The sequence below is a fragment of the Stutzerimonas chloritidismutans genome (assembly GCF_020783375.1).
GTDB lineage: Bacteria > Pseudomonadota > Gammaproteobacteria > Pseudomonadales > Pseudomonadaceae > Stutzerimonas > Stutzerimonas kunmingensis.
Genome location: NZ_CP086067.1, coordinates 733098 through 756166, shown reverse-complemented (window position 1 = coordinate 756166; position 23069 = coordinate 733098). Strand labels below are relative to the sequence as shown.

At 64.1% G+C, this 23069-nt stretch carries 25 protein-coding genes; 10 read left to right on the top strand and 15 right to left on the bottom strand.

The features are described from left to right. Positions 1 to 9: 9 nt before the first annotated feature. Complete coding sequence (locus tag LLJ08_RS03460) at positions 10 to 1410, bottom strand: diguanylate cyclase (RefSeq protein ID WP_031297565.1); 1401 nt, start codon at positions 1408 to 1410, stop codon at positions 10 to 12. Positions 1411 to 1626: 216 nt separating this feature from the next. Here LLJ08_RS03460 and LLJ08_RS03455 point away from each other — a divergent pair, with 216 nt between their 5' ends. Next, positions 1627 to 2007, top strand: a complete 381-nt coding sequence (locus LLJ08_RS03455; protein WP_023445046.1) for a hypothetical protein — start codon at positions 1627 to 1629, stop codon at positions 2005 to 2007. A gap of 12 nt (positions 2008 to 2019) precedes the next feature. Here the strand turns inward: LLJ08_RS03455 and LLJ08_RS03450 are convergent, their stop codons facing one another. Genes LLJ08_RS03450 through LLJ08_RS03425 form a run of 6 tightly spaced genes read right to left on the bottom strand, consistent with a single transcriptional unit; the run spans position 2020 to position 8174 of the window. Beyond that, a complete protein-coding gene (locus tag LLJ08_RS03450) occupies positions 2020 to 2946 on the bottom strand; it encodes an ABC transporter permease (RefSeq protein WP_228208222.1) in 927 nt (308 codons plus the stop codon). Then, positions 2946 to 4082: an ABC transporter permease gene (locus LLJ08_RS03445; RefSeq protein WP_228208221.1), complete on the bottom strand. Its 1137-nt coding sequence runs from the start codon at positions 4080 to 4082 to the stop codon at positions 2946 to 2948. Before LLJ08_RS03445 ends, LLJ08_RS03450 begins: the two co-directional genes overlap by 1 nt. Continuing rightward, entirely contained in the window at positions 4075 to 5652 is a 1578-nt protein-coding gene (locus tag LLJ08_RS03440) for an ABC transporter ATP-binding protein (protein ID WP_228208220.1), read from the bottom strand. The genes LLJ08_RS03445 and LLJ08_RS03440 overlap by 8 nt, the downstream gene beginning before the upstream one ends. Next, a complete protein-coding gene (locus LLJ08_RS03435) occupies positions 5649 to 6755 on the bottom strand; it encodes a BMP family ABC transporter substrate-binding protein (RefSeq protein WP_228208219.1) in 1107 nt (368 codons plus the stop codon). Before LLJ08_RS03435 ends, LLJ08_RS03440 begins: the two co-directional genes overlap by 4 nt. Before the next feature lie 25 nt (positions 6756 to 6780). Continuing rightward, positions 6781 to 7167 carry a VOC family protein gene (locus LLJ08_RS03430; protein ID WP_228208218.1) on the bottom strand — a complete coding sequence of 129 codons (387 nt, stop codon included), beginning with the start codon at positions 7165 to 7167 and terminating at the stop codon, positions 6781 to 6783. Continuing rightward, a complete protein-coding gene (locus LLJ08_RS03425; RefSeq protein WP_228208217.1) occupies positions 7164 to 8174 on the bottom strand; it encodes an isopenicillin N synthase family dioxygenase in 1011 nt (336 codons plus the stop codon). Before LLJ08_RS03425 ends, LLJ08_RS03430 begins: the two co-directional genes overlap by 4 nt. 380 nt (positions 8175 to 8554) lie before the next feature. Between LLJ08_RS03425 and LLJ08_RS03420 the strand changes: the two genes are divergently transcribed. The 5 genes from LLJ08_RS03420 to LLJ08_RS03400 all read left to right on the top strand — a co-directional run bounded on the left by LLJ08_RS03420 (position 8555) and on the right by LLJ08_RS03400 (position 14196). Continuing rightward, positions 8555 to 9004, top strand: a complete 450-nt coding sequence (locus LLJ08_RS03420; RefSeq protein ID WP_228208216.1) for a DUF2231 domain-containing protein — start codon at positions 8555 to 8557, stop codon at positions 9002 to 9004. Next, positions 9001 to 10293, top strand: coding sequence for a PQQ-dependent sugar dehydrogenase (locus LLJ08_RS03415; RefSeq protein WP_228208215.1), 1293 nt, complete (start codon positions 9001 to 9003; stop codon positions 10291 to 10293). Before LLJ08_RS03420 ends, LLJ08_RS03415 begins: the two co-directional genes overlap by 4 nt. 286 nt (positions 10294 to 10579) lie before the next feature. Next, on the top strand, positions 10580 to 11326 hold the full coding sequence (locus LLJ08_RS03410) for a DMT family transporter (protein WP_256445904.1): 747 nt from the start codon (positions 10580 to 10582) through the stop codon (positions 11324 to 11326). A gap of 69 nt (positions 11327 to 11395) precedes the next feature. After that, positions 11396 to 11794: an SMU1112c/YaeR family gloxylase I-like metalloprotein gene (gene gloA2 / locus LLJ08_RS03405; protein ID WP_014819120.1), complete on the top strand. Its 399-nt coding sequence runs from the start codon at positions 11396 to 11398 to the stop codon at positions 11792 to 11794. A 173-nt stretch (positions 11795 to 11967) separates the two neighbouring features. Next, the gene (locus LLJ08_RS03400; protein WP_228208214.1) at positions 11968 to 14196 is read left to right on the top strand and encodes an esterase-like activity of phytase family protein; all 2229 of its coding nucleotides are present in this window, start codon (positions 11968 to 11970) and stop codon (positions 14194 to 14196) included. 47 nt (positions 14197 to 14243) lie between these two features. Here the strand turns inward: LLJ08_RS03400 and LLJ08_RS03395 are convergent, their stop codons facing one another. Beyond that, positions 14244 to 15269 (bottom strand): CNNM domain-containing protein, encoded by a 1026-nt coding sequence (locus LLJ08_RS03395; protein ID WP_014819118.1) that lies wholly within the window; start codon positions 15267 to 15269, stop codon positions 14244 to 14246. A 275-nt stretch (positions 15270 to 15544) separates the two neighbouring features. On the opposite strand from LLJ08_RS03395, the gene LLJ08_RS03390 reads away from it, so the two are divergent. Further along, positions 15545 to 16003 (top strand): hypothetical protein, encoded by a 459-nt coding sequence (locus LLJ08_RS03390; RefSeq protein WP_014819117.1) that lies wholly within the window; start codon positions 15545 to 15547, stop codon positions 16001 to 16003. Between the two features lie 39 nt (positions 16004 to 16042). On the opposite strand, the gene LLJ08_RS03385 is transcribed toward LLJ08_RS03390, so the two are convergent. After that, positions 16043 to 16501: a carboxymuconolactone decarboxylase family protein gene (locus LLJ08_RS03385; RefSeq protein WP_228208213.1), complete on the bottom strand. Its 459-nt coding sequence runs from the start codon at positions 16499 to 16501 to the stop codon at positions 16043 to 16045. A gap of 94 nt (positions 16502 to 16595) precedes the next feature. Here LLJ08_RS03385 and LLJ08_RS03380 point away from each other — a divergent pair, with 94 nt between their 5' ends. Beyond that, positions 16596 to 17393 (top strand): helix-turn-helix transcriptional regulator, encoded by a 798-nt coding sequence (locus LLJ08_RS03380; protein ID WP_228208212.1) that lies wholly within the window; start codon positions 16596 to 16598, stop codon positions 17391 to 17393. Between the two features lie 92 nt (positions 17394 to 17485). Here LLJ08_RS03380 and LLJ08_RS03375 read toward each other — a convergent pair whose 3' ends face one another. Continuing rightward, complete coding sequence (locus LLJ08_RS03375; protein ID WP_014819114.1) at positions 17486 to 17791, bottom strand: ArsR/SmtB family transcription factor; 306 nt, start codon at positions 17789 to 17791, stop codon at positions 17486 to 17488. 88 nt (positions 17792 to 17879) lie between these two features. After that, positions 17880 to 19004 (bottom strand): alkene reductase, encoded by a 1125-nt coding sequence (locus tag LLJ08_RS03370; protein WP_014819113.1) that lies wholly within the window; start codon positions 19002 to 19004, stop codon positions 17880 to 17882. A gap of 267 nt (positions 19005 to 19271) precedes the next feature. On the opposite strand from LLJ08_RS03370, the gene LLJ08_RS03365 reads away from it, so the two are divergent. Both LLJ08_RS03365 and LLJ08_RS03360 read left to right on the top strand, forming a co-directional pair. Continuing rightward, the gene (locus LLJ08_RS03365; protein WP_228208211.1) at positions 19272 to 20261 is read left to right on the top strand and encodes a GlxA family transcriptional regulator; all 990 of its coding nucleotides are present in this window, start codon (positions 19272 to 19274) and stop codon (positions 20259 to 20261) included. Between the two features lie 92 nt (positions 20262 to 20353). Continuing rightward, positions 20354 to 21535, top strand: coding sequence for an MFS transporter (locus LLJ08_RS03360; protein ID WP_228208210.1), 1182 nt, complete (start codon positions 20354 to 20356; stop codon positions 21533 to 21535). A 34-nt stretch (positions 21536 to 21569) separates the two neighbouring features. Here LLJ08_RS03360 and LLJ08_RS03355 read toward each other — a convergent pair whose 3' ends face one another. From LLJ08_RS03355 to LLJ08_RS03340, 4 genes are all read right to left on the bottom strand, one after another. Further along, the gene (locus tag LLJ08_RS03355; RefSeq protein WP_228208209.1) at positions 21570 to 22019 is read right to left on the bottom strand and encodes a GIY-YIG nuclease family protein; all 450 of its coding nucleotides are present in this window, start codon (positions 22017 to 22019) and stop codon (positions 21570 to 21572) included. A gap of 15 nt (positions 22020 to 22034) precedes the next feature. Then, positions 22035 to 22409: a VOC family protein gene (locus LLJ08_RS03350; protein ID WP_023445066.1), complete on the bottom strand. Its 375-nt coding sequence runs from the start codon at positions 22407 to 22409 to the stop codon at positions 22035 to 22037. Positions 22410 to 22604: 195 nt separating this feature from the next. Next, a complete protein-coding gene (locus tag LLJ08_RS03345; protein ID WP_228208208.1) occupies positions 22605 to 22805 on the bottom strand; it encodes a hypothetical protein in 201 nt (66 codons plus the stop codon). After that, on the bottom strand, positions 22802 to 23068 hold the full coding sequence (locus tag LLJ08_RS03340) for a hypothetical protein (protein WP_228208207.1): 267 nt from the start codon (positions 23066 to 23068) through the stop codon (positions 22802 to 22804). Before LLJ08_RS03340 ends, LLJ08_RS03345 begins: the two co-directional genes overlap by 4 nt. Position 23069: the final 1 nt, after the last annotated feature.

Sequence of the window (23069 nt, the reverse complement as noted above, 5' to 3'; positions counted from 1 at the left end):
CACCGCCACTCAGCTCGCCTGCTCGTCCGGCGCATGGCAGCAGACGCGGTCCCGGCCCTCATGCTTGGCGCGGTACAGCGCGGCGTCGGCACGGCGCAGCAGGCTGTCCACTGTGTCCGTCGCGTTTAGCTCGGCGACACCGGCGCTGAGGGTCTGCGTCTGGCCAGTACTGAAAGACAGCGCCCGCGACTGCTCGCACAGGCGCTCGGCAAACGCCGCAGCCTGCTGGCTGCTAGTTTCCGGGCACAGCAGAAGGAACTCCTCCCCACCCCAGCGGCCCACGGCGTCACTGCCGCGCAGACCGGATACCAGCAGGTCAGCGAACTCCTTGAGGACGCGGTCCCCCATCTGATGGCCGAACTCGTCGTTGATGGATTTGAAATGGTCGATATCCAGCATGACGATCGACAGCGGCCGGCTGTAACGCCGCGCCTGCTCCAGCGCCCTGGCGAAACGCCGATCCAGGGCGGCGCGGTTGGCCAGGCCGGTGAGCGGATCGGTCTGCGATTTGACCTGCAGCTGCTCGTTCAACCGGCGCAGCCGGCCGATCCAGAACAGGCTGGTCAGCAGCATCACCGAAAAGACCACGACGATCTGCACGACCAGACGGTAGTCGGTGCCCGACTCGACGCGAATCGGCGCATGCCTGTTGGCGATCTGGTTCAGCTCACCCGGGGTGATCGTCGCAATCGCCTTGTCCAGGATGTCGCGCAGCACCGGCTCGCTCTTCAGCACGCCGATGCGAAACTGATTGTCGAGACTCGTCAGCTGCCCGGCGATCTTCAGATTGAACCAGCCTTCGCGGCGAATGGTGTAGGCAGCCACGGTCAGCGAGCGCACGGTGAGGTCGGCCTTGCGCTCGTTCACCAGCGCCAGCGCCTGGGCATCCGTGTCGGTGCTGATGACGCGCAACCGGGGAAAGTCCCGCCGCACGCTTTCCTCGACGGAGGTGCCGACCGGCAGCGCGACGGTCACGTCATCGAGAGCAGACAGATCGGCCACGTACGGATGATCTTCCCGCGCGATGACCACGTTGGCGTCGGTGAACAGCGGCTGGGTGAAGATCAGCCAGGTATCGCGCACGGGCGTCTGGTTGAGGAAGCTGAGCAGCTGGCAGCGGCCGGCCTGGGAGAATGCCACCGACTGGCCCCAGTCGCTGGTCGCCACGATATCCAGTTGCAGCCCCGCCCGTTGTGCTACCAGCCGCAGCAGGTCGGCAGCGATCCCTTCATGCTCCCCGCGGGCATTGAGCATCTCGAACGGCAGCCAGTCCGGGTCGACACAGATGCTGACCGAGCGGTTGCCGGCCAGCCAGTCACGTTCGGCTGCGTCGAGCTCGAGCGTTACATCGGCCGTTGCCGCTGCACCACCTGCAAATGCCAGCAACGCCAGAAGCAGATACCTAGTCACTTCAGCCACCCTCGGGAGGAGCGCACGTAACATTGGCGACGGCTGCAGTTCAACACGGCGCAAATGGCACGGCAAGATCAATCATGGCTTTGAGCCATCACAAATCATGCCAACCATTTTTTGACGCTTCTAATCATTTGCAATCATTGATTGGCGCAGCGATCGAACCGACCCCCGGTCAGCTCTTCTAAAGGGGACCGAATATTGGAGGTTTCAATGAGCAAGCAGCTATTTCTCGCCTGCGGTCTAGCGCTCTGCGCCCCGCTGGCGTTCGCACAAACGCCGCCGCCGGAAGTGGTCACCCACCTCAACGGCCTCGATGTTGAGATCAGCCCAATGGGCGTGCCGGCCAAATCCGAAGGGGTCGAAGGCGAGCTGCTTGGCGTGCGGGCGGTGAAGGTGATGAACCGCACGGGCGGCCAGATTACCTGCGAGTTCCATGTACCGAATGACGCGCGCTCGGATACCTCGGCGTCGCCGGTTTTCACCGTCGCGCCAAATACCCAGCGCACCGAGCGGGTGCCTGGGGACTATTCGCCGGACGAGCCCTACGCGGAGATCACCTGCCGCTCCAGCGACCAGAGCCCGGCGCAATAAGCGCCGTGACCCTCAGCGGCGCTCCTCGCGGATAAAGGGAATACCCAGAGCGCCCGGCTGATTGCCGGAAACGTTCTTGCCGCTGGCGACCCAGATCATCACCGCCAGGGTCACGGCGTAGGGCGTCATCAGCACGAAGTACTGCGGCAGACGCACGCCGGAGGCGGCCAGTTGCGGGATCAGCGCCTCGATGCAGCCGAACAGCAGCGCACCGGCCAGCGCCTTCCACGGCGACCAGCGGGCAAAAATCACCAGCGCCACGGCAATCCAGCCGCGCCCGCCAGTCATGTCGGCGATCCACAGCTTGGTGCTGAGCACCGAGATATAACCGCCGGCCAGGCCGATCAGCGCGGAGCCGGCGAGAATCGCTGCCAGCCGGTAACCGAGCACCGAAATCCCGGCCGCATCCGCCGCCTGCGGGTTCTCTCCGACGGCACGCATCCGCAGGCCGGTGGTCGTGCGAGCAAGAAACCAGACCACGGCAAGAAAGATCAGCGGCGTCATGAACACCAGCGGGTTCTGCACGAAGAGCTTGCCCAGCAGCGGCAGCTCCGACAGCGGCCACAGCTCGACCGCGCCCAGCCCCTTGACCGGCTTGTTGGTCCAGTCCAACAAGGTGCCGAGCAGGCCGGTCAGCCCCTGGCAGAAGAACACCAGCGCCAATCCTGCGATCACTTGATTGATGCGCAGCACCAGCACCATCAGTGCGAACAACAGCGACACCACGGCAGCTGCGCCCATCGCCAGCAACAGCGAAGTGCCATGGCTGCCGAACGCCAGCTGCGCGCCAATCCCGGCCAGCGCGCCGACCAGCATCAGCCCTTCGGCGCCCAGCGCCAGGACGCCCGCGCGCTCGGTGAGGATCAGCCCCAGCGCAGCGAGGGCGAAGGGCACGGCGAAGTCCGGTGTGTTGCCTAGCCAGTTGGCGATCATGTCCATCAGCTTTCGCCTCCCTGAACGCGGCGGATACGGTGGCGGATAAAGAAATCCGACGAGGCGACGCAGATCACCAGGATCGCCTGGATCAACTGCACCATGGAAAAGGGGATCTGGTAGAACACCTGCAAGCTGCGCCCGGCGACGAACAGCATCGCCATCAACAGCGCCACCACCAGCGCCGCCACCGGGTTATTGCGCGCAAGGAAGGCGATGAGGATGCCGGAGAAGCCATAGCCCTGATAGAACGACTGGGTCAGCCGCCCCTCCTGCCCGGCGGTGACGAGAAACCCGGCGATCCCGGCCATGGCACCGGAAACCAGCACCGTGCCGATGATCATTTTCTGCACCGGCACGCCCACCGCGCCGGCCACTCGCGGGTTGGCATCGACAAAGCGCAGGTACAGCCCGGCGCGGGAGATGCCGAGAAACCACAGCGCCAGCAGCGCAACGACTACCGCCAGTGGCACTGCCGCACTGATGCCGTCGAACAGCTCGGGCAGGCGCTCGAACGGCTGGAACTGTGGTGAATAGGGAAACGAGCTTTTCGGGTCCTTCCAGCTTCCGTACAAAAGGTGCAGTAGGAAGTTGATCGCCAGGTAGTTGAGCATCAGCGTCGAGATGATCTCGTTGACCTTCAGCCGCAGCTTGAGCAACACCGGCGCCAGCGCCCAGAGCAGCCCGCAAAAGATCGCCGCTGCGAGCATCAGCGGCAGGCGCAGCGTTTGCGGGCCGACCTCGAACAGGGAGATCGCCGTGGCACCGATGGCGCCCCATATCATCTGACCCTCAAGCCCGAGGTTCCAGAACTTGGCGCGAAACGCCATGCAGCCAGCCAGGCCGACAAGAATCATCGGCGAAGCCTGAAACAAGACCGCTTTCAGGCTCTGCGCATCGAACACCGTGAGGATGACGAACTCATTGAGCAGCTCGCCGGCCGGTACGCCCGCAGCGATCAGAATCGCGGCGGAGATGCCCAGCCCCAGCAACAGGGCGAGACCGATGATCGCAGCCTGCCGATGCCAGGCCAGTTGCTGGCGGATCTCCAGTGCGTAACGCCGCGACAGCAGCGGCTGTTTCGGGCGCTCGGCCGCTTGCGCAGCCTGCTCCAGCATCACGGGGCGTACCTGTTCATTCATGGTTTACCCCTTCTAGATTCAACTCGCCATGGCTCAGCTCCCCATGGCTGACCATCGCCCTACCAATGGCCTGGCGATCCGCGGGCCGGTCGAATTCGGCGACGATGCGCCCGGCGTTCATCACGCCGATGCGATCCGCCAAGGCCAGCACTTCGTCGAGGTCTTCGCTGATCACCAGCACGGCCGCGCCGGCATCGCGGGCGGCGCGCAGCCGGCCATGCACGGCAGCGGTGGCACGCACGTCGAGCCCGCGGCTGGGGCTGTGTACCAACACCAGTTGCGGGTCGCGGGAGAATTCGCGGGCGATCACCAGCTTCTGCGCGTTGCCACCGGAGAGCAGCGCGGCCTTCTGCTTCAGGGAGCGCACGCCCTGCACATCGAACCCGGCCACCGCCTCGGCAGCGTCTTCCTCCAGACGCTTGCGCCGGAGATTGAAGAACGAGCCATAGCGCCCGCTGTGGATCTGCCCGACACCGAAGTTCTCCGCCACCGAGAGCTCGCCAGCCAGCGCGGTGCCGTAGCGGTCGGCCGGGATCGAGGCGATGCGCAACTCCCGGCGCTGTTCAGAGCTGGCCCGGCGCAAGTCGCCAAAACCGGTCAATTCCAACGCGCCTTCGCAGGACTCGGGCAAGCCCATCAGCACATTGGCCAACTCGCTCTGGCCGTTACCGCCGACGCCAGCGATGCCGTAGATTTCGCCGGCACGCAGGTCGAGCGTCACACCATTGAGTGCGCCGTGCTCGCCTCCGCCGGTCGATCTGAGATCACGCACTTGCAGCCGCACCTCGCCCGGTGTCGCCGGCTGGTACTCGCTGGCCGGTGCTGACTCACCCACGGTCAGACGCACCAGCTCCGGCACCGAGACCGATTGGGGGTCGAGGGTTTGAATCGTCCGCCCTCCGCGCATCACGGTGACGCGGTCGGCGAAGCGCTTCACATCGCTCATCTTGTGAGTGACCAGAATCACCGCCGCGCCCTGGCGAGCAAAGGCGCGCACGGTTTCCAGCAGGCGCTCGGCTTCCTGATCGGTGAGTACCGCCGTCGGCTCATCCAGGATCAGGATCCGCGCGCCAGCCAGCAGCACCTTAAGAATTTCCACCCGCTGCTGCTCGGCCACCGAAAGCGACTCAGTGGGCTTGCGCGGGTCGATAACAAAGCCCAGCTCAGCCGCCTTTTCCGTTATCTGTGCCTCCAGCGCGCTGAGGCGTTGGCGGTGGCTGCCGTTGAAGCTTTTGTTGCCGGGCTGCTCGGGCAAGCCGAGCTGAATGTTCTCGGCCACGGTAAAGGGCTTCACCAGCTTGAAATGCTGGTGAACCATGCCGATGTGGTAGCGACCAGCATCCCGCGGGCCGCTCAAGCGCACCGGGTTGTCGTCGATCAGCAGCGATCCGCTTTCCGGTGCGTAGAGGCCGGCGGCGATGTTCATCAGCGAGGATTTGCCCGCGCCGTTCTCGCCGAGCAGCGCATGCACTTCGCCCCATTTGGCAGTGAAATCCGCCTGGGACAGGGCCATGAAGCCGTCGAACGACTTGCTCACCCCGGTCAGCTGGATCGCGTTCAGGTTGCTCATTGCTGGGTGATCACTCCTTTGACGAACCAGTCCATCTGCCACAACGCCGGGTCTGCCATGACCTCGCCAGCGGCGATGCGCTCGGTGCCGTCGCGGTCGAGCATCGGCCCGGCGTAGATCTGCTTCTCGCCTTTGAGCAGCTCTTCGCGGGCGGCCATGATCTTGGCCTTATCCGCTTCGGAAACCGCCGGACCGCAGCAGGCCGCATCGGTGCCGCCTTCGGCCATGGACAGCAGCGCGCCGTTCTCAGGCGGCGTCCAGTTGCCGGCGCTTATCTTCTTCAGCTCCGGCGCGAGGAACTTGTCCCACACCCAGACCGATGAGCAGACGGTGGCGTCAGGGGCGAACTCACTCATGTCGCGATGGTGCCCGGTGCCGTGCACGCCGCGCTCCTGGGCGACGATCTGCGGTGTCGGGCTGTCGACGTGCTGGCCGAGCACGTCGGCGCCAGAGTCGATCAGCGCCATGGCGGCGGCGCGTTCCTTGACGGGGTCGTTCCAGGCGCCGGTGTAGACCACGGTGACGGTGGCATCCGGGTTGATCTGCTGCGCGCCAAGGGCGAAGGCGTTGACCGTCCAGTTAACCTGGCCGAAAGGATTGGCGGCGACAAAGCCCAGCTTGCCGGTCTTCGACGCCGCGCCCGCAGCCATCCCGCACAGATACTGGCTTTCGTAGGTGCGCCCGTAGAAGGATTCGAGGTTGCCGCTGTTGGTGGTGCCCGAGCCGTTGAGGAAGGCCACATCCGGATACTTGTCAGCCAATTCCTTGAAGGTGTCGGAATAGCCGAAGGCAGTACCGATGATCACGTTGGCGCCGCGCTGGATCAGCCGGTCCACCGCCGGGCGGATCGAGGAGGCGTTCTCCGGCACGCTCTCGACGTACTGAATCTTTGTATCCAGCTCGGTTTCGAGCTTCTGCCGCGCTTCATCGAAGGCCTGGGTCCAGCCACCGTCGTTGCGCGGGCTGATGTAGAGCATGGCGATCTTCGCCGGCTTATCGAGGGTCAGCCCCTGCCCTTCCTGCGCCGAGGCGGCGCCAACAGTCGCCGCCAGGCCGAGAGCCACCGCCGCACACAAGGTCCGTTTCATGAACTTATTCAGCATTTTTGATTTCCTGATGGTGGGATCGTCAAAGCATGTGGTTGATGCGGAACACGTTTTTCTCGGGGTCCAGCAGCACGGCCTGGTACCAGTGGTAGTAGGTTTCATAAGGCGCCTTGATCAGCGTCGCGCCCATGGCGGCGGCAATGGGCACCAGGCGGTCGACCTCTTCTTTCGAATCGACGTCGATATTCAGCAGGAACTTGCAGCCGCGGGTGTCGGCGAACTCGTCCAGCTGCAGCAGTTCATAGGCTTCCGGCGCGTTGAAGCCGATGCAGCTCTTGCCGGTATCCAGCCCGCGAAAGATCGGCGAGGCGATCTCGGGAATGTTCCGGAAGCCGAACAGCTCGCGGTAGAAGCCGCTCAGCGCTTCGATGTCGCGGGCGAAAACGTTGACATAGGAAAGCGTGCTCATGCGACCTCCAGGCCTTTGCCGAAGGTGGTCTGCTTGACGAACTTGGAGAGCAGGTTGTCGCCGGAGGTGACCGGCGCGTGGCGTGGCGCTTCGCCCGCGGCCAGGCATCCCGGCAAGCACTCGATCAGCGCGTCATAGTTGGGCTGGTGGAAGAACACCAGTGACTGTCGCCCGTTGTCGGCAGGGCTGTCCTCAGGCGGGTTGACCACCCGATGCAGCGTGGAAATCCACTGATCGTTGGTCCACTGCATCATCAGGTCGCCGATGTTCACGGCGAAGCCGTTCTCCACGTAGGGCACGTCCACCCATTCGCCCTGACGGTTGCGCGCCTGCAAACCGCCCAGCGCATTGTCCGGCTTAACGATGGTCAGGCTGCCGTAATCGGTGTGGGCGCTGGCACGCAACTGCCCGGGTTCGACCGCGCCCTTCACGTCCGGGTAGCTGAGGCTGCGGAACATGCTGATGTGCTTGTCGATCTTGTCGTCGAAGAAGGTTTCCGGCAGCTCCAGCGCCAGGGCGAAGATGCGCATCAGCGACTGCGAAAGCTCGCTCATTGCAGCGAAGTACTCGCGATAGGTCTGCTCGAAGCCTCCGATGCCGGTGGGCCAGACGTTCGGCGCGAAATGCGGGCCGGCTGCGGCGCAACGGTAGTAGTCCTCATCCGGTACATCGCTAGGCCCGATGGAAAAGGATTCCTTGAGATCACCGGGCGCGGCCTCCTCCATCGAATACGACAGGCTCTCTTCGGCGATGGCGCTGTAGCCGCGCACCATTTCCGGGCTGGGCCGGTCGACCTTGCGCTTTTCCGGCAATGGCAAGGCGAAGAACTGCCGCGTCAGCCGCGACACGCGCTCGATCAGTTCGGTGGGGATCTGGTGATTAGTGATTACCAGAAAGCCGATGTCGCGACAGGCCTGGTCCACGGCTTTGGCCACCTGGGCCTTGCCCTCCGGCGCACCGGAGAAATACGGCGCCAGGTCGATGATCGGAACGTATTGCAGAGTCATGGGTGACGCACTCCTCTGACGCAAGGCTGAACCTGAGCGCGTCGCCGATGGCGCGGGCGCTTCTCTGTATGCGTGACGCTGCCGCCCTTTTGCACACGGGCGACTTTCTAGGAGAGAGCAGAAAGCGTGCCACCGGATCGATTCGCTTACAGATCAGTGGCTTAGCGATTTGACCAGGGCAAAACGGATCAAATGGTCCGGTTCAGAGCACTTGGTTTGTGCGCGAGGCACGAAAAATGGGCGCGAGCAGCGATGGCCGAGAGCTGCGCGCCGCTCGGCGATATGAGTGAACTAACGGTCGCACAGCACGATCCCCTCTTAAGCACCTTCAGAGCGATCCGCGCCGCGCAGGGCTGGTCGAAAGCAATGAGGAGTTCCTTGTGACCGTCATTACCCACCGCACCACAGAAACCACTCACAGCGTTTCCCGCCATGTGCCGCATCCGCTGCACTCGATCCTACTGGCCGGGAGCGTGCCGTTGTTTCTCGGCGCACTGCTGAGCGACGTCGCCTACTTTCGCAGCTACCAGATTCAATGGAGCAACTTCTCTTCCTGGCTGATCGCCGGCGGGCTGGTGTTCTGCGGGCTGGCAATCCTGTTCGCGGTCGTAAACCTGATCAAGGCCAGGCACAGGGCAGGGCGGCCGCTGATCTATCTGCTGTTGCTCGTGGCGACCTGGGTGATCGGTTTCATCAATGCACTGCAGCATGCCAAGGATGCCTGGGCGGTGATGCCGACCGGCCTGGTGCTCTCGGTGATCGTCACGCTGCTGGCCTGCGCCGCCGCGTGGGTCGGCCTTTCCAACCTGCGTGACGGAGGTGAGGCATGAAGCACACCCATACACTCTCCGCACTGACCATCGCGTTGTTCCTTAGCGCCTGTGGTGGCGATGAGCAGGACGCCGCCAGCCTGTACGGCGCCAACCCCAAACTGCCGGAACCCGATCGCGGCCTGCTGCCGAGCATGAAGATCGCCGAGCCGACGCCCTGGGGCGATGCGACCCCCACGGTGCCAGAGAACTACAGCGTGACGGCGATCGCCACCGACCTGAAGATCCCGCGCCAGACCCTGGTGCTGCCCAACGGCGACATCCTTGTGGCCGAAGGTCGTGGCGGCAATGCAGCCAAGCTGAAACCGAAAGACGTGATCGCCGGTTACATCAAGGCGCAGGGCAACACGTCGGTCAAAAGCGGTAACCGGCTGACCTTGCTGAGAGATGCCGATGGCGACGGCCGCTACGAAATGCAGAACGTCTTCGCCGATGAACTTAATGCCCCCTATGGACTGGCCTTCCACGATGGCAACCTCTACGTCGCCAACCAGGACGAACTGGTGCGTTTCGAATACGAGGAAGGTCAGACCGAAGCCAGCGGTCCGCCGACCAAGGTCGTTGACCTGCCCTCGGAGATCAACCACCACTGGACCAAGGCGATGACCATCAGCCCCGATGGCCAGTACCTCTACGTCGGCATCGGCTCGAACAGCAACATCACCGAGCGTGGCATGGAAGCCGAGGTCGACCGCGCCATGGTCTGGCAGATCAACACCGAAACCGGCGCTTACAAACCCTACGCAACCGGCCTGCGTAACCCCACGGCCCTCGCAATACTGCCCGGCACCGACCAGCTGTGGTCGGTGGTCAACGAGCGCGACGAGCTGGGCGAAGACCTGGTGCCGGACTACCTGACTTCGGTACAGGAGGGCGGTTTCTATGGCTGGCCCTACAGCTACTGGGGGCAGAACGTCGACGACCGCGTGCGCCCGCAGGACCCGGACAAGGTCAAGCAGGCGATCACGCCAGACTACGCACTGGGCGCCCACGTCGCCGCGCTGGGCCTGGACTTTTCCTCGGAGGTCATGGGCGCGCAGTTCGCCGAAGGTGCATTCGTCGGCGAGCACGGCAGCTGGAACCGGGAAGATCCGTCCGGCTACAAGGTGGTCTTCGTGCCGTTCCGCGATGGCCGCCCGGCAGGCGAACCCATCGACTTCCTGACCGGCTTCCGCGAGGACGGCAAAACCCGCGGCCGACCGGTGGGCGTGACCGTCGACCCGAGCGGTGCGCTGATCGTCGCGGACGACCTGGCCAATGTGGTCTGGCGGGTGACGCGCAACCAGTGACGAATAGCAGGCCGGTGACTGCGCGGTTACGGCCTGCTCGTCATGCGCCCCGGCGGGCGCTGCAGGTTGGTCCCTTGCGGCTTTCTTCAAGGCATAGGATGACCTTATGGCGCAGCGCTCGCCGCGAACAAATGGAAGAACTCAGGGGAAACCGGCAAGCCTGGGCGCGCTATTGGTGGTGCTTGCGGCACTTTGCTAGGGACTATCGGGTGGAATAGGCGGCATCCTCATCAGCGAGGGCTGGAGTCCCACCGTAGTCTCGCTCTACCGGGGCCTGATCGGCCTCGTGTGCGTGCTCATCTGGCTGGCATTACGCCCGGCCGGCAGTGGAATGACGAGCCACAGGCTGTGGTTCTGGTCGGTAATCGCCGGCATCGGCGTAGCGGGCAACTTCTCTTTTTACTTCTTGAGCATCGCCGAGGGCAGCGTTGCGGTGGCAGCAACCCTGATGTACTCAGCGCCAGTGTTCGTCTACCTGGCATCCTTCGCGTTCGGACTCGAAAGGCCAACGCTGTTCAAATGGGCAGCAATCGCAACGGTGATGCTCCGCGTCATCTTGCTGACCGGTATCCATGACGTCGGCGCGAGCGACATTACGCTCGTGGCAGCCGGAGCCGGCCTGCTATCCGGTTTGTCCTATGCGACTTTTATTTTTGCGTTCAAGTACGCGGCGCCCCACGGCAGTCCTCAGGCGATTCTCGTCATAGCGTTCGTGGTGCTCGTTGGCATACTCGCCTCGATGAGCGACGCGCAACAGGCAGCGGCGGTGCCAGGCGCCCAGAGTTGGCCACTGTTCATCGTTCTGGGTGTGGTCGGCGCAGGGCTGTCCTTCATTCTCTACATCGTCGGGCTCAGACATACCGCACCGGCTGTGGCATCCATCGTGGCGATGGTCGAGCCGGTAACCGCTTCGCTCTTCGGCGTCGTGGTACTGGATGAGAGCCTGGCAGCGCTGCAGATCCTGGGCATGGGGCTGATTCTATTGACGGTGACTGCGCTGGGCCTCCAGGGCAGAGAACCGAACGAGATGTAACGATACGAATCATCGAACACTCGCCTTTCCTGACAGTCTCTACCCGACCATTCCCACTGGATCTTGCGCATGCTCCGCTCCATCCACCACGTCGCGATCATCTGCTCGGACTATGCCGTGTCGAAGCGCTTCTACACCGAGACGCTGGGGCTGACGGTGATCGCCGAGCATTACCGCGAGGCGCGTCGCTCCTACAAGCTCGACCTCGCGCTGCCGGATGGCTCTCAGCTCGAGCTGTTCTCCTTTCCCGACGCGCCGCCGCGCCCTTCACGCCCGGAGGCGCAGGGATTGCGGCACCTGGCGTTTGCTGTGGACGACGTCGCACAGTGCAAGGCATGGCTGGAGCGTCAGGGCGTTGCGGTGGAAGCGATTCGGCTGGATGAGTACACCGGTCGCCGATTCACCTTCTTCGCGGACCCGGACGGCCTGCCGCTGGAGCTGTACGAAGCGGCGCCGGCCGTGGATTGAGCCTGCACGGGTACTCGCCTGACAGCGGGGGCGATGACCAACGCGCCGGCAACGCAGAACCGATGTCACCCGCATCTCCTCCCGTAATGCTTGACCTCTTCGCCGTCACCGCCACGTAACAATCCGGCCCTAGCGTGTCCTGGCTGTCCCCCACACTGACCGCCGAGGCCCGCATGAGAACTCCGACCCGCCTGACCCGCACCGTATTGTCCACTGCCCTGTCCTTGGCCTTGTTGCCGCTGGCCTCGCAGGCGGCACCTCTCCGCGCCGCAGACTACTTCGAGCGGGTCGCGACCTTCCCGGTCTTTCGCAACCTGGGTGCCGATGAGGATGCCACCCGGCAGACCGTGGCCGAGATCACCGCGGTGAGTCGCGACGGCCGCACGCTGATCTACACCGACAGTCCTGGCGAGCGCATCGGCCTGGTGGACATCCGCGATCCGAGGTCGCCGCAGCCGGCGGGCTTTATCCAGCTGGAAGGCGAACCGACCTCGGTGGCTGTACATCGCCACTACGCGCTGGTCGCGGTGAACACCTCGCTCGGCTTCACCCAGCCCGATGGTGTACTGGCGGTGTTCGACATTCGCAATCCGGCGCAACCCAAACGCGTCGCCACGCTGCCCATGGGTGGCCAGCCGGATTCCATCGCCATCAGCCCGAGGGGCCGCTATGCCGCGGTGGCGATCGAGAACGAGCGCGACGAGGATCTCAACGACGGGCTGATCCCACAGCTGCCGGCCGGCTTTCTGCGCATCGTCGACCTCAAGGGTCATCCGTCGCGCTGGCGCACGCGGGACGTCGACCTGACCGGCCTGGCCGAGGTCGCGCCGGGTGATCCGGAGCCTGAGTACGTCAGCATCAACGACCAGGACGTGGCCGCCGTAACCCTGCAGGAAAACAACCACATCGTGCTGGTCGACCTGCGCCGTGGCCGGGTGATGCGCCACTTCAGCGCCGGCCAGGTGGATCTGCAAGGTGTGGACGTCGAGGAGAACGACCGCATCGAACCGGTCGGCGTGCTCGCTGGCAAGCGTCGCGAGCCGGACTCGATCGCCTGGGTCGGGCCGCTGCTGGCGACCGCCAACGAGGGCGACTACGAGGATGCCGAAGGCGCGGAAGGTGGCAGCCGCAGCTTCACTCTGTACGACTACAACGGCCACGTCTGGCACGAGGCCGGCGCCTCGCTGGAACACGCCTTCATCCGCGCCGGGCACTACCCGGAAAGCCGCTCGGAGAACAAGGGCATCGAGCCGGAAGGCATCGCCGCGGCGCGTTTCCGCAAGCACAGCCTGCTGTTCGTCGGCAGCGAGCGCGGCAATGCGGTCGCCGTCTACGACGTGGCCCGACCCTGGGCGCCGGTGATGCATCAGTTGCTGCCGACGGGCTTGGGGCCTGAGGGCATCCTGCCGATACCGTCGCGCAACCTGCTGGTGGTCAGCAGTGAAGAAGACTCGGCCGAGGACGGTTACCGGTCGACACTCTCGATCTACCAGTACGGTGCCAAGACCGCACCTTACCCGGAGATCCGCTCCACTGATCGCGACCTGATCTCCTGGGGCGCGCTGAGCGGTCTGGTCGCGGACCGCAGCCAGTCCGACCGCCTCTATGCCGTGCCGGACAGCTACTACAAGGCGTCGCGGATCTTCAGCGTCGACACCAGCCAGACACCGGCACTGATCGACCGCCAGATCGAGCTGCGCAAGGCTGGCACGAGCGTCGACTACGATCTGGAAGGCATCGCCCAGGCCAGCAATGGCGATTTCTGGCTGGCTTCGGAAGGTAACAGCAAGGCCAGGCCGAACCTGCTGATCCACGCCAACGCCAGGGGCGAAGTACTGGACGAGTTCGCCCTGCCCGCGGAAGTCGCCGCCCAGCAGACCAGCAACGGTTTCGAGGGCGTCGCGGTGGTCGGCGAAGGCGCCAGCACCCGCGTCTACGTGGCCTTTCAACGCGAGTGGAAGAACGACCCCGCCGGGCGGGTGCGCATCGGCGTGTTCAACCCGGGCACTGGTGAATGGGGCTTCATCCACTACCCGCTCGACGCCGCAGCCGAGGGCGGCTGGGTCGGATTGTCCGAGCTCACGTCAATCGGCAACGGCCAGTTTCTGGTGATCGAGCGCGACAACCAGCAGGGCCCGGCGGCACAGATCAAGCGCCTGTACCGCATCGACCTGAATGGCCTGCAGCCCGCCGCTGAAGGTCAGCGCTTCCCGCTCGCAAGCAAGCGTCTGGAGCGCGATCTGCTACCTGATCTGAAGAGCACCGGTGGCTGGGTGCTGGACAAGGTCGAAGGTGCGGCGGTCGACAAGCAGGGGCGTCTGTTCGTCGTCACCGATAACGACGGGGTCGAGGATGCCAGCGGCGAGACGCGTTTCATGCGGTTCGGGACGGTCAAGCGCTGAGATCCGGCAGCTTCATGCGGAGCGGCAGACCCGCTCCGCATGCTCGGTCAGCTGTCGCGGGCGCGCTTGATGCGGTGATCCCAGCGGCGCTTGGCGAAGCGGCGCATGTTCGGGATGTCGTCCGTTTCGTCCATGATCGGCTGGCCTATGATGGTTTCCATGATGTCTTCCAGCGTCACCAGGCCGCGCCAGCTGCCGAACTCGTCGTAGACCAGGCACATGTGCTGGCGCTCGTGCAGCAGCTGAGTCATCAGGTTCTCGACGCTGGTCATTTCCGGCGCGACTTTCATCGGCTTCATGATCGTCGAGACCGGCGCCTCGTCATCGGTCGCTGACAGGGCGTCATAGCGGAACACCACACCCAGCGGGCTCTCGTTGTCGCCGATCACCGGGTAGCGCGAGAACTGGCTGTCGGCAACCTGCTCCTTGAATGCGCCGATGCTGGTCTCCGGCGACGTGTAGTCGCAAACCGTACGCGGTGTCATGACGTCGCGGACCTTGATCTCGTGCAGGTCGAGGATGTTCCTGATGACGCGCTGCTCGTCCTCGTCGAGGCTCTTGTTCTCGCGACCAAGCACCGTCAACGCCTTGATCTCCTGGCGGATGTCGTGCTCCGGCTCCTTGCCACCGACCAGCCGCATGATCATGTCGGACAGGTAGATGAAGGGCTTCAGAATCCAGATCATGCCGTTCAGCAGAGGCGGCAGGTACGGCGCCAACGTGCGCCAGTAACGCGCTCCGATGGTCTTGGGCAGGATTTCCGAAAGCACCAGGATCAGTACCGTCATCACCGCCGAGGCGATACCGACATAGCCGTTGCCGAATACCACGGTGACCTGCGCACCGACACCGGTCGCGCCAACGGTGTGGGCGACGGTATTCAAGGTCAGGATGGCCGCGAGCGGCTGGTCGACCTTGTCTTTCAGTTCCTTGAGGCGCTCGTACAGCTTCGGACGGGTCGTCTTCTGGTGCGCGATAAAGCTCGGTGTCAGCGAGAGCAGTGCGGCTTCGAGGATCGAACAGATGAATGAAACGAGGATGGATAAGACAGCGAACGCTATCAGGAGGGTCATGTAAAGGAGATTTCATTGCCAATGGCAGGCCAATTTACAGCAAAGCCGCCGAGCGTTAGCCGGATGCCGCGATGGGCTTGCAACATTTCATTTCCTCGTATGAGCGAACGCGCTGGACACACTGATTTCGACAGCAGCCGACAATGGAGTTCATCCCCTCGATCGGCCCCCTTTTCCGGGCACTCGCACGCTTGTTTCCCGACGCGCTCCTCGGCTAGGGTGCGGTCCTCGACGAAACGGCCCTTCAGGAGCATTGCAGATTGATCAGAACAGGGATGTTGACGCTGGGTTTGCTGATGGCGCTGGCGGCACAGGCGGCCGAACAGCGGGTCTATCTGGTCGCCACGGTGCAGCTGGACGGCACCAGCCTGGCGCAGAGCGCGTTTCTACATGAAGCGGATATCACCGAACTGGAGGGTTGCCGCGAAGCGGTGCGCGAGGGCCAGCGCGCGCGTGACTGGCAGAAATACCATCACATCTTCCGGAACGATCTTTTCAAGGGCTTCGCCGGCCACATGCACTATCGCTGCGCCTTCAGCGATCTGCAGTTCAGCAGCTGGCACGATGGCCCGCGCTACAACCAGCCCTACCTGATCGCTGTCGACGAGAACGCGATGCTCAGCGTGGAACGGACGCCAAGCCAGGCCCAATGCATGAGCCGCCTGCGCGCGCTGCCGGCTGCCCGGCAGGCACAGAGCTTCTGTGCCATGGGCAACCAGCAGATCAAGCCCTGACCGCCCGACCTTCCAGCCGAGTGGCGGCAGGCATCCGCCCTACCCCGGCTGGTAGCTGCCCGGCACCGGCGCGAAGGACACGCCGAAGCGGTTCCAGGCGTTGATGGTGGCGATGGCCAGGGTCAGGTTGGCGAGCTGGGCTTCGGAAAAATACTCACGCACCTCCTCGAACAGCTGTTGCGAAACGCCCTGGGGCAACAGGGTGTTGGCCTCGGCCCAGGCCAGCGCGGCGCGTTCGCGGTCGGTAAAGAACGGGGTTTCGCGCCAGGCACTCAGGGCATAGATGCGCTGCTCGGTTTCGCCGAGGGCGCGGGCGTCCTTGGTGTGCATGTCAAGGCAGTAGGCGCACCCGTTGATCTGCGAGACGCGGATCTTGACCAGCTCCATCAGCGGCTTGTCGACGCCGTCCTCGCGGCGGCTCTGCCGCGCCAGGTAGGTTTCCAGCCCGATCATTGCCGTCATCACGTCGGGGGCGGCAGCTTCGTAGTTCATGCGCATGGTGGTCACTCCTCGGTTTGAATGTGCAACCAAGGCTACGCAGCCGTCATGCTGCGCTATTGTAGATTTTCGACATCTTTGAACGCCGCCTTCCATGTCCGTCCTGCACGAACGACTGCCACACATCAGTGGCTTCCTGACTCGCCCGCCTGCGCCAGCACTAGCTGCCTATGTGCAGCGCTTCTGGTGGCTGGAGGGTGACGCCGCCACGGTGTACGACGAGCAGATGCTGCATCCGGACGGCGCCTGTGGGGTCATCTTCAATTTCGCCGACCCGCTGGCCTTCGATGGTCATCTGCACAAGCCGCGTGCATTGATCGCCGGGCCGCAGCTTGCCAGTTCGCGATTGCAACTGGCTGGGCAGGTGAGACTGATGGGCGTGCGCTTTCGCCCTGGGATGGGCGCGGCGTTCTTTGGCATCAGCCTGGATGAGCTGGCGGGCTTTCATAGCTCAGACTGGCAGAGACTGGGGTTTGCCGGGATGGTCGACCAACTGGCCGAGCTGAGCCGCGAGGCGCAGCAACTGCTGGTAGAGCAGGAATTGATCAGACGTCTGCAGGCGACTCAAGAGCGACGCGCCCCAGTGCAACAGCTACTGTCGGAGATCACCGCGACCGAGGGCCGTGCACGCCTGGCCGACCTCCTCCAGACCGTACCGCTCGGCCAGCGCCAGCTGGAGCGCCTGTTCCGCCATCATGTAGGAATGACACCCAAGCAGTTCAGCCGCATCCAGCGCGTGGCGCTGGTGCGCAACCAGCTGCGCGCCGGCCAGCCGTTACTGGACACCGCCCTGGCCTGCGGATACAGCGATCAGGCGCACTTCATTCATGACTTCAAGACGGTGGTCGGCATGACGCCGGGGCGATATCGGGCGAGCAAGGTCAGTCGATAACTGCGCCCCATTGCGAGCGACCCGTCACGTCCGGCGGAAAAACGATCGGCTCACATGCTGCTGACGCCAGCGACACGCAGTTCACAGCCTGCTCAGATGGCTTTGCTGAGTGCCTCGAGCAGCTGAGCGATCTTCTCTTCGTTTCGCTTGTAGTAGGTCCAGGGACCGATACGCTGCGACGTCACCAACTGCGCGCGCTGGAGCGCCGCCAGGTAATTCGAAACGGTGGACTGCGACAACCCCACACGCTCCTGGATGATGCTGACGCAGACACCCAGCTGTTCGGGATCGGCTTCCTGCTCGGGGAAGTTGGTCTTCGGGTCCTTCAGCAGGGTAAGAATGGCCAGGCGTGTGGGGTTATCCAGGGCCTTCAGCGCTTCACTGATGTCTATGCTCATATCCGCGGCAGGTAATGGGTTTTCGCGATCTTACGATACTTTGTCGGTGCTGGCTGCGTGCACGCCACGGCCGTGCACGCACGCCGACTCAGTGCGCGTACACCGGGTAGTCGATGTAACCCTTTTCGGTGCCGCCGTACATGCTGCTGGCATCCAGCGGGTTCATAGGCCAGCCACGGGCAATGCGCGCCGGCAGGTCCGGGTTGGCAATGAACGGACGGCCGAAGGCGATCAGGTCCGCCCAACCGGCTTCGATCGCCGCGGTGGCGCGCTCCGGGGTGTACTTGCCTGCGTAGATGATCGCGCCGTTGAACGCCGCACGAACCGCCTCTCTGAAACTGCCGGGCAGTTCGGGCGCGGTGTCCCAATCGGCCTCGGCCAGTGATACGTACGCGACGCCGATGGTTTGCAGAATCTTCACCGCTTCGATGTAGGTCTCATGCGGGTCTTGCTCCACCAGGCCAAGGTAGACGCGCTCCTCATCCGTACTGGCGAACAGCGGCGCAAAACGAACCCCCACGCGCTCGGCACCGATGGCGTCGGCTATCGCCTGGACCGCTTCATGCAGAAAACGCAGTCGGTTCTGCAGCGAACCGCCGTATTCGTCAGTCCTGCGATTGGTGTGGGCGGAAATGAACTGGTTGACCAGGTAGCCGTTGGCGCAGTGAATCTCGACGCCATCGAAGCCTGCTTCCATCGCGTTGCGTGCGGCCTCGGCATAGAGCTGTACCAGCTCTTTGACTTCGGCATTGGACAGCGCCCGCGGCATCGAGGGCTCGACCAGCGCGCCCTCGCCCGGTCCCGTTTCGATAAAGACTTTGACGTTGGTCGCCGCAATGGCGGACGGCGCAACAGGTTGCGCACCACCGGGCTGCAGCGAGGTGTGCGAGACACGGCCGACATGCCAGAGCTGGGCGAAAATCACGCCGCCCTCAGCGTGCACCGCCTGGGTAACGGCCTTCCAGCCTTCGACCTGCTCAGGGCTGTGGATTCCGGGCGTCCAGGCATATCCCTGGCCTCGCGGCTCGATCTGAATGCCTTCCGTCACCATGAAGCCTGCACTGGCTCGTTGCTGGTAGTAGGTCGCCATTACGGCGTTCGGAATATTGCCCGGCTGCGAACTGCGCGAGCGTGTCAGTGGTGGCAGCACGATACGGTTACGTAGCGTGAAGGAGCCAAGGGAGCCGGGAGTAAAAAGTGCTTTATGATTCATAACGTAAGATTTAGATATCGTGAATTCTAGATATTAAATGATGGAGGCTGCCTCACCGAATGTGAGTACCGCCCCGTGAGGGCTGTGCAGTCGGGTATACCGCAACTGCGACAAGAAACCGATCGTCGATCCCATATCGATAAATGTCAATATCTAGATTTCAATTGAGCCAGGAATATGTGCATTGGCAAGATCCGTGGGAACCTTGTCATTGCGACAGCGGCGCCTCGGCAGCAGACTGCAGGCATCCACCCTGAGAGCTGCACCATGGACGCCACCCGCACCATCGCCTGCCTGATCTACCCGGATGTGATGAGCCTCGATGTCACCGGCCCGATGCAGGTGTTCGCCTCGGCCAATGTCGAGCGGCAGCGTCAGGGCCTGCCGAGACATTACGAGCTGATGCTGCTCGCTGCCAGCGTCGGCCCGGTCGCCACCTCGGCGGGGCTGAAGCTGGTGGCGGATGCGAGCTGGGCCGTGTGCGATCCGGCCACGCTGGATACCTTGCTGGTTCCGGGCGGTGTCGGCGTGGATGCGCAGAAGCACGACCAACCGCTGCTCGACTGGCTGCGGGCCGCCGAACCCAGGGTGCGGCGCCTGGGCTCGGTCTGTTCCGGCGCGCTGATCCTGGCCGAGGCCGGGCTGTTCGATGGACGCAAGGCGACCACGCACTGGGCGGACCTCGCTACGCTGGGCACGTACCCAGCCATCGAGGTGCAGGGTGACCGGTTGCACACCTATGACCCGACCGATCCGCAGGCGGCGCATCTATTCAGCTCGGCGGGCGTCACGGCGGGCATCGACCTGGCGCTGGCGTTGGTCGAGGCCGATCTCGGCCGCGCGTTGGCGCTTTCGGTTGCTCAGCGGCTGGTGATGTTTCTGCGCCGGCCGGGTGGGCAGACCCAGTTCAGCCCGATGCTGGCGGCGCCGAGTGGCGGCGTGGCGCGTCTTGCCGCGCTGCTGGAATGGATTCCCGGGCACCTGGGCGACGACCTGTCCATCGAGGCGCTGGCCGCCCAGGCGCATATGACGCCGCGCACCCTGTGCCGTCTGTTCAGCCAGGAAACCGGCATGGGGCCGGGCCAGTACATCGAACGGGTGCGCCTGGAAGCCGCGCGCAATCTGCTGCTCGACGCCCAGGCCTCGATCGCGACGGTGGCGCGGCTGACCGGCTTCGGCCATCCGGAAAACCTCAGGAGAAGCTTCCAGAAACACCTGTCGGTCAGCCCGCGGGACTTCTATCAGCGCTTCGGCTGACGCTTCGTCCGAACCTCACTCACCGTTCACAGCTTGCCCGGCTTATCGCCAGGCAGCGCTGTGCCCGCTCATCACCCTCAAGGGGCCTCGCCATGCACCTATTGTTCAGCAACCCTCAGGTCCTGCGCCTGTTCATCGCCCAGGCGCTGTTCTGGTCCTGCTCGATGACCGGGATCATCTTCACCTCCATCGTCGGGCTGCGCCTGGCGCCGGCGGCCGGTCTCGCCACCCTGCCGCTGGCCCTGCTGATGCTTGGCGGCCTGCTCGCCCTGCAACCACTGGCTGGGCTGATGCAGCGCCGCGGCCGTCGCGCCGGCTTTCTCATCGGTGCGTTGGCCGGCGTGTTGGGCGGACTGATCAGCGCGCTGTCGCTCTGGCTCGACAGCTTCACCCTGCTCTGTCTCGGCGCTCTGCCCATCGGCGCCTACCAGGCCTCGGCGATGTACTACCGCTTCGCCGCACTGGAAGCGGTGAGCGAAGCTTTCAAAGGGCGTGCAACCGCCTGCGTGATCGGCGGTGGCGTGCTGGCCGCGCTGATCGCGCCCACGCTCGGCCACATGGCGCGTGATCTCGCCAGCGTTCCATTCGCCGGCACCTATCTGTTGATCGCCAGCCTCGCGGCGCTGGGCGTGCTGGTGCTTGCTGGATTGCCGGCAAGCAGCGGAACGCCCGGCGTTCAGCCCGCCCTGCCAGCAGTCAGTTGGCAGGCACTGCTGGCGCGGCCGACCATTCGCGCCGCGGTGCTGACCACCTCCGCCGGCCACGGCCTGATGATCCTGGTGATGAACGCCACGCCCCTGGCGATGCATGGCGAAGGCCTGGATCTGCAGGCCAGCGGTCAGGTCATCCAGTGGCACATGCTCGGCATGTTCCTCCCGGCATTCGTCGCCGGGCCGCTGGTGGACCGCTTCGGCTGCCGGCTGGTCGCCTGTGTGGGTGGAGGATTGCTGATTGCCAGCGCGGTGGTCGCGCTGCTCGGCGTCAGCCACTGGCATTTCCTGCTCAGCAGCTGCCTACTAGGCATCGGCTGGAACCTGATGCTGGTCGCCGGCACCACCCAGCTGGGCCAGGGCCATGCCGCAAGCGAGCGCGCCCGGGCACAGGGCCTGATGGAGCTGAGCAACGGCAGCGTCGCCGCGGTGATGTCCTTCGCCTCTGGCGCGTTGATCGCTCAGGCTGGCTGGGCGGCGGTGAACATCGGGCTGCTGCCCATCGTGACGCTGGTGGTGCTGGCGCAGGTTGCGCAGGGCTACCGGCAAAGGCAGGCGGTTTGAAGGCGCGGCGACTGCTGGCACCACCCGGCGGAGCTCAACGCTCAGAATTAACCCGTCCCTGAAAAGGAAAGGCTCCGCCGGCCTCCAGCACTCGTTCCAGCGAACGCGCCTCCTCACGGCTCGAAGTAATCCGGAAGCGGATGCAGCAACGCTCTTCGAGAAACGCCTGCCGACCCGCTTCCGCTCGGAGGTCGTATCCGTCGATGCTGCCGGCAAAGTACAGATGTTTAGCCAGTATCGACTGGGCGCTCCTGACATCGGCAGGGTTGTTCCAGTAACCGCCAGCCCTGAGGATCAGTCTGCTCTGGCGAGACTTCCGGTGCTGAATCAGCCGCTTGCGCAGGTTGACGCCGATTCCAACCTTCAACGCCGCGCCGTCGTCCTTGTATATCTCATAGAGTCCCGGCAGAGCAGGCACGTACCGTTCGATTTCCGAAAAGCGGATGCACGTCATAGTCCCGGAATCACAGGCAGCGTTCGTCATCATGCCGCCTGTATGTCAGGACGCAGTGCCTTCGGAAACCAGATGGATGATATTGGCCGGGCTCGATATCCAGAACGCCCTGAAGCCTTCCGGCAGCGGTTCGATTTCGTCCCGGCGGGTGCAGGCGTGGTCCTCAAAGTGGGCGGCAGCACCTTTCAGGTCATCCGTGACGACCTCCAGCCATATCTCCGCCTGGCTGATGCCCGGCACGCAGTCCAGCCAGAGCACCTTGCCGCCGAAATCGAAGCGCGGCGTGTGCTCACCTTCAGCGCCCGCCGGGGTGAGTTCTTCCAGTGCGAGCGTCTCGCGGTAGAACGCGAGCGTCCGCTGGTATTCGTGGGCAGGCACCTTCATCGCGATATTTCGGCCAGGCTGGAATGTCGGTTTCATCGTTTCACTCCATGAGGGCGCTGATACCGGAGGTGCCCAAGGCGCTCCGGCCCGCGCACGGTTAGACCAGCCAGTACAGACAGCAGCGGCTATTCGTGCAAGGTGATTGCAGCGGGTGAGCCGGTGAACGCAGCGTACGGCAGCCGCTAGGCAGCGGTTCTTCGCCGCTAGAACGTTAGCGTTGACCGGGGCAAGTCAGGGACGCCCCCATTCGATCTCGCGAATCTTTGCGGCGCCGTTCTCCTCGGCTACGACTACCGGCACGGCCTCGATGAAGCCTGCACCGGTAATCGAAACGTAGGCCCAACCGATGTCCTGCGACTGCCGGGCGGGCCAGTCGTCCATGAATTCGACGTGGCCATCCACTGCGCCCGGACCATCGCCGTAGGAGGTCATGTCGGCATAAGCCTGCTGCAGTTGCGCTGCGGAATATCGCTGCTGCGCCTGCGTTGAGAGAAGAGTATGAGCCTCGGTGAAGTCGCTGGAACGAGCGCGCGGGCGAAGTTGGTGGCGGTCGACACGGTGACGTCCTTAGCCCGCGGGTTTGCTTGCGGCGCCTCCTCGAAGCAGGCGGAAAGGCTCAGCGCGATCAGAGTAATCGACAGCAGTTTCAGGCCGAGCCAGCTCAGCGTGGAGCGTGGCGGCTTGATGGAAAGCATG

Excerpts from the sequence above, each read along its gene's own strand:
- LLJ08_RS03455 (WP_023445046.1), top strand. The coding sequence starts at position 1,627 with ATGAGCAAGCAGCTATTTCTCGCCTGCGGTCTAGCGCTCTGCGCCCCG.
- LLJ08_RS03430 (WP_228208218.1), bottom strand. The coding sequence starts at position 7,167 with ATGAGCACGCTTTCCTATGTCAACGTTTTCGCCCGCGACATCGAAGCG.
- LLJ08_RS03350 (WP_023445066.1), bottom strand. The coding sequence starts at position 22,409 with ATGAAACCGACATTCCAGCCTGGCCGAAATATCGCGATGAAGGTGCCT.
- LLJ08_RS03390 (WP_014819117.1), top strand. The coding sequence starts at position 15,545 with ATGTTGACGCTGGGTTTGCTGATGGCGCTGGCGGCACAGGCGGCCGAA.
- LLJ08_RS03380 (WP_228208212.1), top strand. The coding sequence starts at position 16,596 with ATGTCCGTCCTGCACGAACGACTGCCACACATCAGTGGCTTCCTGACT.
- LLJ08_RS03400 (WP_228208214.1), top strand. The coding sequence starts at position 11,968 with ATGAGAACTCCGACCCGCCTGACCCGCACCGTATTGTCCACTGCCCTG.
- LLJ08_RS03355 (WP_228208209.1), bottom strand. The coding sequence starts at position 22,019 with ATGACGAACGCTGCCTGTGATTCCGGGACTATGACGTGCATCCGCTTT.
- LLJ08_RS03375 (WP_014819114.1), bottom strand. The coding sequence starts at position 17,791 with ATGAGCATAGACATCAGTGAAGCGCTGAAGGCCCTGGATAACCCCACA.
- LLJ08_RS03450 (WP_228208222.1), bottom strand. The coding sequence starts at position 2,946 with ATGGACATGATCGCCAACTGGCTAGGCAACACACCGGACTTCGCCGTG.
- LLJ08_RS03435 (WP_228208219.1), bottom strand. The coding sequence starts at position 6,755 with ATGCTGAATAAGTTCATGAAACGGACCTTGTGTGCGGCGGTGGCTCTC.
- LLJ08_RS03425 (WP_228208217.1), bottom strand. The coding sequence starts at position 8,174 with ATGACTCTGCAATACGTTCCGATCATCGACCTGGCGCCGTATTTCTCC.
- LLJ08_RS03365 (WP_228208211.1), top strand. The coding sequence starts at position 19,272 with ATGGACGCCACCCGCACCATCGCCTGCCTGATCTACCCGGATGTGATG.
- LLJ08_RS03370 (WP_014819113.1), bottom strand. The coding sequence starts at position 19,004 with ATGAATCATAAAGCACTTTTTACTCCCGGCTCCCTTGGCTCCTTCACG.
- LLJ08_RS03385 (WP_228208213.1), bottom strand. The coding sequence starts at position 16,501 with ATGCGCATGAACTACGAAGCTGCCGCCCCCGACGTGATGACGGCAATG.
- gloA2 (WP_014819120.1), top strand. The coding sequence starts at position 11,396 with ATGCTCCGCTCCATCCACCACGTCGCGATCATCTGCTCGGACTATGCC.
- LLJ08_RS03395 (WP_014819118.1), bottom strand. The coding sequence starts at position 15,269 with ATGACCCTCCTGATAGCGTTCGCTGTCTTATCCATCCTCGTTTCATTC.
- LLJ08_RS03415 (WP_228208215.1), top strand. The coding sequence starts at position 9,001 with ATGAAGCACACCCATACACTCTCCGCACTGACCATCGCGTTGTTCCTT.
- LLJ08_RS03445 (WP_228208221.1), bottom strand. The coding sequence starts at position 4,082 with ATGAATGAACAGGTACGCCCCGTGATGCTGGAGCAGGCTGCGCAAGCG.
- LLJ08_RS03360 (WP_228208210.1), top strand. The coding sequence starts at position 20,354 with ATGCACCTATTGTTCAGCAACCCTCAGGTCCTGCGCCTGTTCATCGCC.
- LLJ08_RS03345 (WP_228208208.1), bottom strand. The coding sequence starts at position 22,805 with ATGACCTCCTACGGCGATGGTCCGGGCGCAGTGGATGGCCACGTCGAA.
- LLJ08_RS03440 (WP_228208220.1), bottom strand. The coding sequence starts at position 5,652 with ATGAGCAACCTGAACGCGATCCAGCTGACCGGGGTGAGCAAGTCGTTC.
- LLJ08_RS03340 (WP_228208207.1), bottom strand. The coding sequence starts at position 23,068 with ATGCTTTCCATCAAGCCGCCACGCTCCACGCTGAGCTGGCTCGGCCTG.